Annotated in this window: 10 protein-coding genes; 9 read left to right on the plus strand and 1 reads right to left on the minus strand. The window is 68.6% G+C overall.

Annotated features, from left to right (window positions below):
- Nucleotides 1–17: 17 nt before the first annotated feature.
- From ABE522_RS01720 to fusA, 9 genes are all read left to right on the plus strand, one after another.
- On the plus strand, nt 18–1,955 hold the full coding sequence (locus ABE522_RS01720; RefSeq protein ID WP_346590141.1) for a DUF3857 domain-containing protein: 1,938 nt from the start codon (nt 18–20) through the stop codon (nt 1,953–1,955).
- A gap of 86 nt (nt 1,956–2,041) precedes the next feature.
- Entirely contained in the window at nt 2,042–2,680 is a 639-nt protein-coding gene (gene lolA, locus ABE522_RS01725) for an outer membrane lipoprotein periplasmic chaperone LolA (protein WP_101100458.1), read from the plus strand.
- A gap of 111 nt (nt 2,681–2,791) precedes the next feature.
- Nucleotides 2,792–4,081, plus strand: coding sequence for a replication-associated recombination protein A (locus ABE522_RS01730; RefSeq protein WP_346590295.1), 1,290 nt, complete (start codon nt 2,792–2,794; stop codon nt 4,079–4,081).
- Entirely contained in the window at nt 4,081–4,473 is a 393-nt protein-coding gene (crcB, locus tag ABE522_RS01735) for a fluoride efflux transporter CrcB (protein ID WP_346590142.1), read from the plus strand. The genes ABE522_RS01730 and crcB overlap by 1 nt, the downstream gene beginning before the upstream one ends.
- 126 nt (nt 4,474–4,599) lie before the next feature.
- Nucleotides 4,600–5,598 carry an alpha/beta hydrolase gene (locus tag ABE522_RS01740; RefSeq protein WP_346590143.1) on the plus strand — a complete coding sequence of 333 codons (999 nt, stop codon included), beginning with the start codon at nt 4,600–4,602 and terminating at the stop codon, nt 5,596–5,598.
- Nucleotides 5,595–6,653 carry an ABC transporter substrate-binding protein gene (locus ABE522_RS01745; RefSeq protein WP_346590145.1) on the plus strand — a complete coding sequence of 353 codons (1,059 nt, stop codon included), beginning with the start codon at nt 5,595–5,597 and terminating at the stop codon, nt 6,651–6,653. Before ABE522_RS01740 ends, ABE522_RS01745 begins: the two co-directional genes overlap by 4 nt.
- A gap of 53 nt (nt 6,654–6,706) precedes the next feature.
- A complete protein-coding gene (locus ABE522_RS01750; RefSeq protein ID WP_406846285.1) occupies nt 6,707–7,711 on the plus strand; it encodes a FecCD family ABC transporter permease in 1,005 nt (334 codons plus the stop codon).
- Nucleotides 7,708–8,472 carry a heme ABC transporter ATP-binding protein gene (locus tag ABE522_RS01755; protein ID WP_346590147.1) on the plus strand — a complete coding sequence of 255 codons (765 nt, stop codon included), beginning with the start codon at nt 7,708–7,710 and terminating at the stop codon, nt 8,470–8,472. The genes ABE522_RS01750 and ABE522_RS01755 overlap by 4 nt, the downstream gene beginning before the upstream one ends.
- Nucleotides 8,473–8,843: 371 nt before the next feature.
- Nucleotides 8,844–10,871, plus strand: a complete 2,028-nt coding sequence (gene fusA / locus ABE522_RS01760; protein ID WP_346590149.1) for an elongation factor G — start codon at nt 8,844–8,846, stop codon at nt 10,869–10,871.
- A gap of 202 nt (nt 10,872–11,073) precedes the next feature.
- Here fusA and ABE522_RS01765 read toward each other — a convergent pair whose 3' ends face one another.
- Entirely contained in the window at nt 11,074–13,275 is a 2,202-nt protein-coding gene (locus tag ABE522_RS01765; RefSeq protein ID WP_346590150.1) for a TonB-dependent siderophore receptor, read from the minus strand.
- Nucleotides 13,276–13,380 lie beyond the last annotated feature (105 nt).

The following is a 13,380-nucleotide window of genomic DNA, read 5'->3' on the forward strand; positions in this document are numbered from 1 at the left end:
ACCAACCGGAACCCCTCATGGCACCCCTCCGCAACGGATTGCTGGCCGCCCTGCTGCTGCCTTTCGGGTCCGCCTTGGCGGTAGAGGCGCCCGCCGTCCCCGCCACGCCCCCAACGCAGGGCGCAGCGCCGGCCGAGGCCAGCAACAACTTCAGCTTCGCCCGCTATCGCGCCGATTACGTGGTCGATGCCGATGCCGGCAATACCCAGGCCGAGCACTACGACATCCTGCTCAAGACCCGCAGCGCGGTGGACCAGTTCAGCCAGGTGCGGCTGAGTTACAGCGAAAAAATGGAAACGCTGGAGGTGCTGGAGGCTTACACGCTGGCCGCCGATGGCCAGCGCCGCGACGTCCCGGCGGACCGCGTCTATACCCAGGAAAGCTACTCCAGCGCGTCGGCGGCGATGTACGCCGACCGCAAGGTGCGGGTAATCGTGTTCCCCAACCTGGCGCCGGGCACGCGCGTGGTCTACGCCACCCGCCGCACCCAGCGGCAGCCGTACTTTCCGGGTTATTTCGGGCTGTGGGAAACCTTCAGCGTGTTCAACCAGTACGACGACGCGCAGGTCACGTTGGATGCACCGGCCAGCCTGTCGATGAAGGTGCTGAGCAGGGGCGTGCAGGGCAGCGACGCGCCCGCGCTCCGCGCTGGCCGTGCGCAGTGGAGCTGGACCTATCGCCGCGGCACGCCGCTGCCGGCGCAGAACTGGACCGCCGCGCCGTGGGAGTTCAGCCCGACCATCATGGCCAGCACCTATGCGGACTGGCCGCAGATGGCGCGTGCGTACCAGCTCAAGGCAGGACGGGCGGCGAAGGTCACGCCACCGCTGCAGGCGCTGGCCGAGGAAGTCACCCACGGCATCGCCGACCGCCGCGGACAGGTGGATGCGCTGTACCGCTGGGTGGCCCGCAACATCCGCTACGTAGCCGTTTATCTTGGCAACGGCGGGCTGGAGCCGAACCCCGCGCAGAGCGTGCTGGACAACCACTACGGCGACTGCAAGGACCACGTGGTGATCCTGGAAGCACTGCTGGCAGCCAAGGGCATCGACAGCACGGCGGTGCTGATCGGCGCCGGCGGTGGACCGACCCTGCCGGCGGTACCGACGCTGGGGCGCTTCAACCACGCCATCACCTACGTGCCGGAATTCGACCTGTACCTGGATTCCACCAGCGCCTGGGCACGTCCCGGCCAACTGCCCGACGGCGACCTCGGCGCGCCGGTGCTGCTTACCGGGCCGGCCAAGCTGGCGCGCACGCCGGCCAATGATGACCTGCGCAATGGCATGGGCTTCGAGGCGGACTTCGTGTTCGATGCCGCGGGGAACCTGCAGGGAACCACCCGTCTGCAACCCGGCGACAGCGCGGAGATCGGCATGCGCGCGTCCTTCGCACGCTTGAACGCACAGAACCGTGCCCGTGCCGAAGCTTCGATGGTGGCGGCCTCCGGCTTCGACGGGCAGGGCCGCCTGGAACTGCAGGGCGACCCGCAGGACCTGCAGCAGCCATTCAACTACACCTTCGAATTCAGCGCGTCCGATTACGTGGACTTCAATCTGGTCGGCGGCATGCAACTGCCCGATCCGCCGGGCGCGGAATCGTTCCGTGACGCCTACGCGGCCACCTCGGCGCCGGACAACGCCACCCCATTCCAGTGCGATGCCAGCCTGCGCCAGGAAACCTACCGGGTGACCCTGCCGCAGGGCGTGCCGCTGATCGCGGTGCCGCGCGACCAGCAGTTCAGCAACGCGGCGGGCCAGTATTCGGTGCGCTGGGAGCGCGACGGCCAGCAGGTCATCGCCCGCCATCGGCTGCGCCAGAATGCAGTGCGCGGCAACGATGCGCTGTGCCAGCCCGCCGACTATGCCGCCTTCCGCGAGCTGTTCCAGCAGGTGCGGCGCGGCTTTCGCGGGCAGATCGTGTACGGTCGGGTGCCCGCGGCGGGCGGCGCCTGAACCCTGCGCCCACTGCAGTGGATCGCCCATTCAGGATGCTTTGGGCACACTTCTCCCATCCTTCCACGTTATTTCTGGATACCCTCATGCACGCCAGCTTCCGCCGCACCCTCGCTACTTCCGTGCTCGCCGCCGCGTGCCTGGTTTCGACCAGTGCCTGGGCCGGCGCGCGTGATGAGCTGAAGACCTTCACCGCCGGCCTGAAGGGCCTGGACGGGCAGTTCAGCCAGCAGGTGTTCGATACCCGTGGCAAGGTCAAGGAAACCACCAGTGGCCGCGTCGCGCTGTCGGCGCCGCGCCTGTTCCGCTGGGAATACCAGCGCCCGCACGTGCAGCAGATCGTGGCCGATGGCACCAAGGTGTGGATGTACGAACCGGACCTGGAGCAGGCCACCGTGCGCGCGCAGGGCAAGGAAGAACAGAACAGCCCGCTGACCGCACTGATCAATCCGGCGCTGCTGGAGCAGCAGTACGACCTGAGCGAAGAAGCCGCGCCGCGTGATGGCCTGCAGTGGCTTTCGCTGACCCCCAAGCGCGAGACCGAGGCCAGCTTCCAGTACGCCGCGCTGGGCTTCAATGCCAGCGGGCTGGCGAAGATGGAAATCACCGATGCGGTGGGCCAGCGCACGGTGATCGCCTTCACCGGCTGGAAGCGCAACCCGTCCTTCGCCGCCGGCACGTTCCGCTTCACCCCGCCGGCCGGTACCGACGTCATCGGCGAATGAGGCGGTGGCCGCGCGGTACAATGCCGCGTGGCCAGACAACGTACTTCTTCATTCCCCGGCCCTGATCTGCTGAGCGTGGATCGGGATCACCTGCGACCGCTTGCCGAGCGCATGCGGCCGCGCACCCTCGACGAAATGGTCGGGCAGAAACGCCTGCTCGCCGCGGAGAGCGCACTGCGCCGCGCGGTCGAATCCGGGCGCGTGCATTCGATGATCCTGTGGGGCCCGCCGGGCTGTGGCAAGACCACCCTGGCGCTGCTGCTGGCCGAATATGCCGACGCCGAATTCCGCGCGATCTCCGCTGTGCTGTCCGGCCTGCCGGAGGTACGCCAGGTACTGGCTGAAGCGGCGCAGCGCTTCGCCGAAGGCCGGCGCACGGTGTTGTTCGTCGACGAGGTGCACCGCTTCAACAAGACCCAGCAGGATGCCTTCCTGCCGCATATCGAACGCGGCACCATCGTGTTCGTCGGCGCCACCACCGAAAACCCGTCCTTCGAACTGAACTCCGCGCTGTTGTCGCGCTGCCGCGTGCACGTGCTGGAAGGGGTATCGCCGCAGGACATCGTCGAGGCCCTGCAGCGGGCGCTGGCCGACAGTGAGCGCGGTCTGGGCAATGAGGGCGTGCAGGTGGAAGGCGCGCTGCTGCTGCAGATCGCCAGCGCCGCCGATGGCGATGTCCGTCGCGCGCTCACCCTGCTGGAAATCGCCGCCGAACTGGCGGTCGACGAAGGCGGCCGGATCACCCCGCAGACGCTCACCCAGGTGCTGGCCGACCGCACCCGCCGCTTCGACAAGGGGGGCGAGCAGTTCTACGACCAGATCTCCGCGCTGCATAAATCCGTGCGCAGCTCCAATCCCGATGCCGCGCTGTACTGGCTGACGCGGATGCTCGATGGCGGCTGCGATCCGTCCTACCTGGCGCGCCGGCTGACCCGCATGGCGATCGAGGACATCGGCCTGGCCGATCCGCGCGCGCAGTCGATGGCGCTGGAAGCCTGGGACATCTACGAGCGGCTGGGCAGCCCGGAAGGCGAGCTGGCCTTCGCCCAGCTGGTGCTGTACCTGGCGAGCACGGCCAAGTCCAATGCCGGCTACGCTGCCTACAACAAGGCCAGGGCCGAAGTGCGCGCCTCCGGTACGCTGGAAGTGCCGCTGCACCTGCGCAATGCGCCGACCAAGTTGATGAAGAACCTCGGCTACGGCGCGGACTACCAGTACGACCATGACATGGAAGGCGGCATCGCGCTGGACCAGACCGGCTTCCCGGATGCGATGGGCGAACAGGTCTATTACCAGCCGGTGGCGCGCGGGTTGGAGATCAAGCTGAAGGAGAAACTGGATCGCCTGCGTGCGCAACGCGAACAGGCGCGCGCGGCCAAGCAGAGCGGGGCAAGCGGCTGATGGGCGCGGGCTGGTGGCAGCAGCTTGGGCTGGTCATGGCCGGCGGTGCACTGGGTTCGGCGCTGCGCTTCGTGATCGGTGATGCGCTGGTGCAGCGCTTCGGCCAAGGGTTTCCCTGGGGCACGCTCAGCGCCAACTTCATCGGCGCTTTTGCGGCCGGTTACCTGCTGGTGTGGCTGCAGCAGCGCGGCGGCAACGTGACCCTGCTGCGTGCGTTCCTGGTGATCGGGCTGCTGGGTGGGCTGACCACGTTTTCCTCGCTGATGCTGGAGACCCTGGTGTTCGCGCGCAGCGACCGCGGCGGCATGGTGCCGCTGTACCTGGGCGTCAGCCTGGCAGGTGGCATGCTGCTGGTATGGCTGGGTGCGCGGCTGGCCGAGGCGGCGCGCTGACACGTCGCGCGTTTGGCGCGGGATAAGGGCGAGCCATCTCATTGCACGCATCATCGCGCGAAGCGAAAGCGAGAACCATTCGCGTTTGATAGACTGCCCGGCGACCCCGCTGCGAGCCGTGCCCCCATGCTTCACCGTCTCTTTGGCCTTGCCGCGCTGTTCGCGCTGGCCGGCGCTTCGTTCTGCAGCCATGCGCAGCAGCGCAATCCAGACCAGATGATGGGCCAGACGGTGCTGGACCAGCCCGCTGGCAGCTACCGTGTCGAACGTTTCGTGGTCAACAGCGCGGACGGCCAGCGCCATTGGCGGGTCAATCTGCTGGTTCCCGCCAAGGCCTCCAGCGCGCCTTCGCCGGTGCTGTACGCGCTGGATGGCAACGCCGTGGCGATGGTGCTGGACCGGTCGATGCTGGACCAGCTGGCCGCCAGCAAGGCACCGCCGGTGCTGGTGCTGATCGGCTATGACAACGAGCGTCGCATCGACTCGGCCCAGCGTACCCGCGACTACACCGCCTGGATCGATCGCGCCGATGATGAGGGCGGCACCCAGCAGGTCGTGGGGGGCGGCGCCTTTGCGTTCCTGGATGTCATCGAGCGCCAGATCAAACCGCAAGTCGCGCGTCGCGCCCAGGTGGACACCCAGCGCCAGGCGCTGTGGGGACATTCGCTGGGCGGTCTGTTCGTGCTCAGCAGCCTGTACACCCGCCCGGCCGCCTTCCAGCAGTACGTAGCGGCCAGTCCGTCGCTCTGGTGGAGCCAGGGCGCGCCGCTGGGCGACCTGGAAAAACAGTTCATCGAAAACCGCGCCGGCCAGCCGGCCCAGCTGTGGGTAATGCTGGGTGGCGATGAGCGCAGCGGCAACCGCGGCGTACGTGACATGGCCAACCCGCGCGTGGTCGCGCACCTTCGCCGGATCGGTGGCGCCGCGCCGGATGCCGCGCATGCACTGAGCGAGCGCCTGAGTGGGTTGCCCGGCCTGCAGGTGCAGTACCGCGAGTTCGCCGGACTTGGCCACGGGCCGATGTTGCCGGCATCGTTCAAAGCGACCTTGTCGGCGCTGTACGGCATCGCCGACCGCAGTGGCGAGGCGACCGCCGTGAATCCCGCAGGAGTAACTTCCCCATGAATCCGAACCTGATCCGGGCTGGCTGGGCGCTGCCACCGTCTTTAGCGCTGGCGCTGGCGCTTGCCGCGTGTTCCGGCAGGGGCGAGCCTGCCGTGCCGGCACAGGCCGCTGCCACGCCGCCCGCGCCGCGTGCTGCGTCGGAGCACGACGCGCTGCCGGCAGGCTGGCAGCGCATCGGCGGCGAGACCATCCCTTCGGTAGCGGCGGGTGCGGCCACGTTGCCGGCCACCGTGCATTCCGATGATGGCGTGGACGTGCAGGTCGACGACGCCAGCCGGATCATCGCCGGCGGCGATGACATCATCGCGGTGATGGAAGCACTGGGGAAGGGCGGCCAGGTATTCGCCGCACCGACCAATGCCACCACCGACGCCGGACGCGCCGCGCCACACCGGTTCCTGTTCAACCGCACCACCGGCGTGGAAGGCGTGCTCAGCCTGGGCGGCTCGCTGTTCCTGGGCAACAGCCTGCGTCGACACAGTGACCTGGCTGAAAAACTGCGCGCGGTAGGCCAGGATGCGGTGATCATCGATGATCTGCAGCCGGCACCTGACAAGGTGCGCAAGGTCGCCGCGGCGATCGGGCGTGCCGCCGCAGGCGTGGCGCTGGCCGATGCGGTGCAGAAGCAGCTGGACGAGGCCGCCGCGATCGCTGCGGCGACAACGCGCAAGCCGCGGGTGATCCATGTGTCGGCCACCGGCGCAGGCGGCAACCCGACCGTGGCCGGCGCCGACAGCGCCTCGGGCAGGCTGATCGCGCTGGCGGGCGGGCTCAATATCGGCACCGAAGCGGGCGTCGCCAACTTCTCCGCGCTCAGCAATGAAGGCGTGGTGGCAGCGGCCCCCGAAGTGATCCTGGTCACCGAGCACGACCTGCAGTTGTTCGGCGGTGCCGACAGGCTGTGGAAGGCCTATCCGACCCTGAAGCAGACCCCTGCCGGCCAAGCCGGCCGGGTCTGGGTAATGCCGGACGTGCAACTGAAGTACACCAGCGTGGGGTCCGGTGCCGGCGCCTTGGCATTGGCGCGCGCGTTGGCGGCGCTGCCGCCGGCATGACGCCAGCGCGGTGGACGATGGCCGGTGACCGGCGCCGGCATCGCGGCCAGCTGATGCTGCTGCTGGTACTGGGCGCGCTGCTGCTGGCGGTGCTGGCGTCGTTCGCGGTGGGGCCGCTACGGCTGCCGCCGATGGCCGTGCTGCAGGCCATCGGGGTCAAGCTGGGCCTGCTGGATGCCGCGCAGGCGAGCGCGCGCGACGTCGCGGTGGTGTGGCAGCTGCGCATCCCGCGCGTGTTGCTGGGTGCCGTCGTGGGCGCGTCCTTGGCGATGGCCGGCGCCAGCCTGCAGGGATTGTTCGGCAATCCGTTGGCCGACCCCGGCATCGTCGGGGTCAGCCAGGGCGCCGCGCTGGGTGCGGTGGCGGCGATCGTGCTGGGTGCGGCGACGCTGGGCGGTTGGGTGATCCCGCTGGCGGCCTTTGCCGGCGGCGCGGCGGCGATCAGCATTACCTACCTGCTGGCACGACCCGGGCGCGGCGATGGCAATGCCACCCTGTTGCTGGTCGGCATCGCGATGGCCGCCTTCTGTTCGGCGCTGATCGGCTTCTTCACCTATATCGCTACCGAAGCGCAACTGCAGTCGCTCGTCTTCTGGCAGCTGGGTTCGCTGGCCAGCGCCGATTGGCGCGACGTGGCGGCGGTCATCCCGCTGTTCTGCTTGGGTACGTTCTGCCTGCTGCGCTTGGCAACGCCGCTGGACATGCTGGCGCTGGGTGAGCGCCAGGCGCAGCACCTCGGGCTGGATGTCGCGCGTACGCGTCGGCGGCTGGTGGCGTTCAGTGCGTTGCTGGTGGGCGCCGCAGTGGCCTTCGCCGGGTCGATTGGTTTTGTCGGCCTGGTGGTGCCGCACGTGGCGCGGCTGCTGGTCGGGCCGGGCCATCGCTGGCTGCTGCCGCTGTCCGGGCTGCTCGGTGCGCTGTTGATCGTGGTGGCGGACACCGCCGCGCGCACCCTGGATCCGCCAGCGGAAATTCCGCTGGGGCTGTTTTCTGCCGCGCTTGGCGCACCGTTCTTCCTGTGGCTGGTGATGCAGCGCCGCGGCAGGGTGGCCGCATGAGCAGTGCACTGCTTTCATTGCGGCAGGTCGGCGTGGTGCGGCAGCAGCGGCCGATCCTGGCCGATGTCGAGCTGGTGTTCGAGCCCGGCACGTTGACCGCGCTGGTCGGACCGAACGGGGCGGGTAAATCGACGCTGCTGGGCGTCGCCTGCGGCGACCTCCGGCCGGACAGCGGTGAGGTGCTGCTGGCCGGCAGACCGCTTTCGGCGCTGCGTGCCGGGGCACTGGCTCGGCAGCGCGCGGTGATGCCGCAGGAACATGCAGTGCGCTTCGCCTTCAGCGTGGAAGAAGTGGTGGCGATGGGGCGCCTGCCGCATCCACCAGCGCCTGCCGAGGATGCGCGCCACGTCGAAGCGGCGCTGGACGCGGCCGAACTGCAGGCCCTGCGCCAGCGCGAAGTACAGCAGCTGTCCGGCGGCGAATCGGCCCGTACCACCTTCGCGCGCGTGCTCGCGCAGGACACGCCGTTGCTGTTCCTGGACGAGCCCACCGCCGCGCTGGACCTTCGCCACCAGGAACGCACGCTGCGCAGCGTGCGTGCGCTGGCGGACCGGGGTGCCTGCGTGATCGTGGTGCTGCATGACCTCAACCTGGCCGCCGGCCATGCCGACCGCATCGTGCTGCTGGAACGCGGCCGGGTGGCCGCCGACGGTACCCCGCGCGAAGTGCTGACCGAAGACACCCTGCGCCGTGTGTACCAGCAGGACGTGCTGGTGCTTCAGCATCCGCGGCGGCCCGTGCCGCTGGTGGTGGTGACCTAGGAAGGCTCCTCTCAGCGTTCTATTTTTGCTGCCAATAGACCCTTGCTTCCCCCGTAAACAAGCGCACACTAGCGCCTCCCATCCGTGGTGAGTCCGATGAACGCTTTTCCGCTGCTGACGTTTCAGATCCTGCTCCGCGCCGGCGCGGAACGGGTGCGTCTGCCCGGCGGAAGACAAGGCGGCTGACCGCATTGCGGTTGCCTTGGACCCCCAGCAGAGCGCCCAACCGGGCGCTTTTTTTATTTCCGATCCACCTGAGAAGCGAAGGAGAACGTGCCATGCACCCGCTCGACGACACCCAGACCTGACCGCGCGCCCTGCCGCCAACCGGGACGCGCGGTCCTCCGTGGTTGGCATTGCAGGAGCAACTCATGAACACCCAGACCCTTTCGCTGCGTCGCAATCTCGGCATCATTGCCCATATCGACGCGGGCAAGACCACGCTGACCGAACGGCTGCTGTGGAAAACCGGCCAGATCCATCGCGTCGGTGAAGTGCACGACGGCGCGGCGACCACCGATTTTTCAGCGATCGAGCGCGAACGCGGCATCACCATCGGCGCGGCCGCCGTGCAGGCGCAGTGGGCGCCGCGCGACCTCCCCGCGCACCGGCTGACCCTGATCGACACCCCCGGCCACATCGATTTCGCGATCGAAGTGGAGCGCTCGCTGCGCGTGCTGGATGGCGCGGTGGCGGTGTTCTCGGCCGTGGACGGTGTGCAGCCGCAATCAGAAACCGTCTGGCACCAGGCGCGCCGGCATGGCGTGCCGCTGCTTGCCTTCGTCAACAAGATGGACCGCATCGGTGCGTCCTTCGACCGCGTGGTGGCGCAGCTTGCCGAGCGCCTGCAGGCGCGCCCGCTGGCGTTGGGCCTGCCGCTGGGCAGCGAAGCCGCGTTCGACGGCTGGGTCGATCTGGTGGACCGGCAGGTGCTGCACTGGGATGCCGCCGGTTCGCTGCAGCGACAGCCGTGGACCGACGCGCAAGCGCAGCAGTGGCAGCCCCAGCGCGATGCGCTGGTGCAGGCCGCGGCCGAGCTGGACGATGTGCTTGCCGACGCCTGGCTGGGCGGTTCGGCGGTGGACGCCGATGCGCTGCGTGCGGCGGTGCGACGCATCACCGTCAACGGTGCCGGCGTGCCGGTGCTGGCCGGTGCGGCGTTCAAGGGCAAGGGCGTGGAATCGCTGCTGGATGCCATCGTCGATTACCTGCCCTCGCCGCTGGACAGGCCGTCGGTGAGCGCCATGGCCGGCGAAGACACGGTGCAGTTGCTGCCTGACGCGGAGGGTCCGCTGGCCGCGCTGCTGTTCAAGGTCACCCACATGCAGCAGGGCGCGCTTGCGTTCGTCCGGGTGTATTCGGGCACGCTGCGGGTAGGTGATCGCATCGCCAGTTCACGCCACGACGCGCGTCGGGTGGGGCGGCTGGTACGGGTGCAGGCTGACCAGGTGCATGACATCGAACAGGCCGAGGCTGGCGACATCGTGGCGGTGATGGGCTGGAAGGATGCGATCAGCGGTGAAACGCTGTCCTCGCTGCAGCAGCCGTTGCTGCTGGAAGCCATCCAGTCGCAGCCGGCAGTGCTGGCGTGGCGGCTGCAGGCCGGCCGCGCCAGTGACCTGATCCGGATCAGCCAGGGCCTGGCAAGCCTGGCCCAGGAGGACCCGTCGTTCCGCGTCGAGGCCGATGCGGAAACCGGCGAGACGCTGGTGTGGGGCATGGGCGAGCTGCACCTGGAAGTGATGGTCGAGCGCCTGCGCAGCGAGTGGAAGGTCGAGGTGCAGGTCGGCCAGCCGCGCGTAGCCTACCTGGAGAAACCACGAAGCACGGCGCTTGGCGTGGTCGGCCGGGTGGTCAAGCAGAGTGGTGGCCAGGGCCAGTTCGCGCATGTAGTGCTGGAGGTGCGTCCGCGCGAGGACGATGCGGTGGAATTCAGCGACCGCATCGTCGGTGGCGTGGTGCCACGCAGCTTCATCCGCGCGGTGGAGCAGGGCGTGCGCGCTGCGCTGCAGGACGGCCCGCAGGGCCACCCGGTGGTGGGCCTGGACGTGGTGCTGGTGGATGGGCAGACGCATGCGAAGGATTCATCCGAGCAGGCGTTCCATCGCGCCGGGATGGAAGCGGTGAAGGCGGCGCTGGCCGAGGTGGGCACGCAGCTGCTGGAGCCGGTGATGTCGTTGCAGGTGCTGTCGCCCGCAGCCCATGTCGGTGATGTGGTGGGTGACCTGCAGCGGCGCCATGGACGGGTGCAGGCGATCGACGAGCGGGAAGGTCGTTCGCAGGTGAGCGGGTTTGCACCACTGGCGCAGCTGCAGGGCTACAGCACGGCACTGCGTTCGATGAGCCAGGGCCGGGCAAGCAGCACCATGCAGTTGCACGGCTATGCGCCGGCGCAATGATCCAACGGGCAAGGGGCGGCTTCGGCCGCCCCTTTTTTTTGCGCGCTGCCCGAACAAACGCCGCCGAGCATGGCTCGGCGCTACCAGAGCACGCAGGCCGGTAGCGCCGACCCATGCTCGGCGAGCGCAGCGGAACGCAGGAGCGTGACGACCAACGGTCGTCATCCACCGGCTGGCAGAGGCAGACGGCCAGCGGCCGTCACTACCACCCCAGCCGCGCGGTGGCCATCACCGTGCGGCCGCTGCCGTAGTAGCACGACGACACTGTCGTACAGGTCGACACATAGCGCCGGTCCGCCAGGTTGCTCAGGTTCAATGCCAGCTGCAGGTCGCTGTTGCCAACCCGCCCGACGTCATAGCGGATCGCCGCATCGAACAACGTGTACCCCGGGATCCGGTACAGGTTCGCGCTGTCGCCGTAGCTGCGGCCGTTGTAGCGTGCACCTGCCGCCAGGCTCAGGCCCTCCAGCGCGCCGCCGGCGAAGGTGTAATCGGCCCAGAACGATGCGGTGTAGTCGGGCACCATGATCAGCTGCTTGCCCTGGTACTGGTCCGAGCGGGTCATCTCCGAATCCATCCAGCTTGCCGCGCCGATCAGGCTGAAACCCTCGAACGGGGTCACCCGCCCTTCCAGTTCCACGCCGCGCACGCGGCCTTCGCCATCCTGGATGGAACAGCGCGCATTGGCAGTGGCCCCGCAGGTGTTGTGGGTCGGGTCGGGATCCTGGGTGAGCAGGTTCTGCTGGCGCAGCTCATACGCCGACAGCGTGACCAGGCCGTCGACGCGGGCCGGCTGGTACTTGAGGCCGGCTTCCCACTGGGTGCCGGTGACCGGGTCGAACGCCGTGCCGTCGAAGTTGTTCAGCGGGCTGGTGGAGGAGGGCTGGAACGATTCGGCATAACTGATGTACGGGGTAAGCCCGTTGTCGAACACGTACAGCACCCCGGCGCGGCCGGTGAAGGCTTCGTTCTTGATCACGCTGCGCGGCTGGGTCACCGTCGCGCCGGTAACCGGGTTGCGGGTCGCGCTCGAAGCATCATCCTTGGTCCAGTCGTAGCGGCCGCCCACGGTCAGGCGCCACTGCCCCAGCGCCAGTTGGTCCTGCAGGTAGATGCCGTTCTGCCGGTTGCTGCCTTCGGTCGGGCTCAGGCTGGTCACCTGCGGCACGTAGCCGGTGTAGACCGGGTTGAAGATGTCGATCGGGCGCGGACTGCTCATCGCGCCGCGCACGCCTTCCCAATCGGCGCGTTGCCAGTCCCAGCCGAGCAGGGCGACATGGTCCACGCCGCCGGTGCGGAAGCGTGCCTGCAGGCGCGTATCGAAGGTGTCGCCATCGGAATCGCCGTTGCCGTAGGTGGCGCGGCGTGCCTGCGTGCGGCCATCGGCGTTGAGCGCGCCGTTGGTGACCACGCCGCGGTACAGCGAATCCACATGCGTGCGGCGCGCACTCTGGCTGAAGGTCAGGTGGTCGTTGAAGGCGTGCTCGAACATCCAGCCTGCGGTCCACAGCGTGCGGTTGAACGTGTTCCAGGACGGTTCGCCGATGAAGGTGGTGTTCTTCATGTGGCCATACGGCGTGGCGCGCAGCGTGCCGTCCATCGGCAGGAACTGGTAGGTCGATCCGCCATCGTCCTTCTGGTACATGCCGAGCAGGGTGATGCGGGTGCGTTCGGCCACCTGCCAGGTGTAGCTGGGGGCGAGGAACCAGTGTTCCTGTCCGGTGTGCTTGATCTGGGTGTCGCCATCGCGGTACAGGCCGACCAGCCGCACCAGGTGCGCGTCGTCGGCGCTGCCGGTGCCCACGTCGAACGCGGCGCTGTACTGGCCGTGCGCGTCCAGCCCGAGTCGCAGCTGCTGCAACTGGCCCGGCTGCGGGGTCTTGCTGACCTGGTTGACCATGCCGCCCGGTGCGACCTGGCCGTACATCACCGCCGAGGGCCCCTTCAGTACTTCCACGCGCTCCAGGTTCCAGCTGTCGAACATGCTGCGGTTCCACTGGCTGCCCTGCGGCGCGCGCATGCCGTCCAGGGTCACGTTGTTGGCCCAGCTGCCGGCATCGAAACCACGGATGCGGAAGTCATCCACGCGGTTGTCGATACCCGAACTTTCCAGGCTTACGCCGGCCACGTAACGCATTGCGTCGTTGAGTGACTGCACGCCGCGCGCATCCAGTTCGGCGCGTTCGATCACCGACACCGACTGCGGTGTTTCGGCGACCGAGGTGCTGGTCTTGGTCGCGCTGCTGACACTGTTGGCCGCGCGGTAGGCGTTGACGCGCACCGCGTCCAGGTCGGTGGCGGCCTGCTGCGCGTGTACTGCGGGAGCGCATGCCGCAAGCGCGCAGGCAATGGCCAGCGCGCGCAGACGGACGGGGGAGGGCGGTGCGGCGATGGGTCGGGTCATGGGCGTGCGCGGGCGTGCCTGCGTGCGCCGGATCGATGATCCGGAGGCCGCGAGCGATGCAGTCGGAGAGGTGGGCCACAGTCTACTGTCGCGCCATTCGCAACG

Origin of the sequence: Stenotrophomonas lacuserhaii (assembly GCF_039674585.1) — a bacterium.
Taxonomy (GTDB): Bacteria; Pseudomonadota; Gammaproteobacteria; order Xanthomonadales; family Xanthomonadaceae; genus Stenotrophomonas; species Stenotrophomonas pennii_A.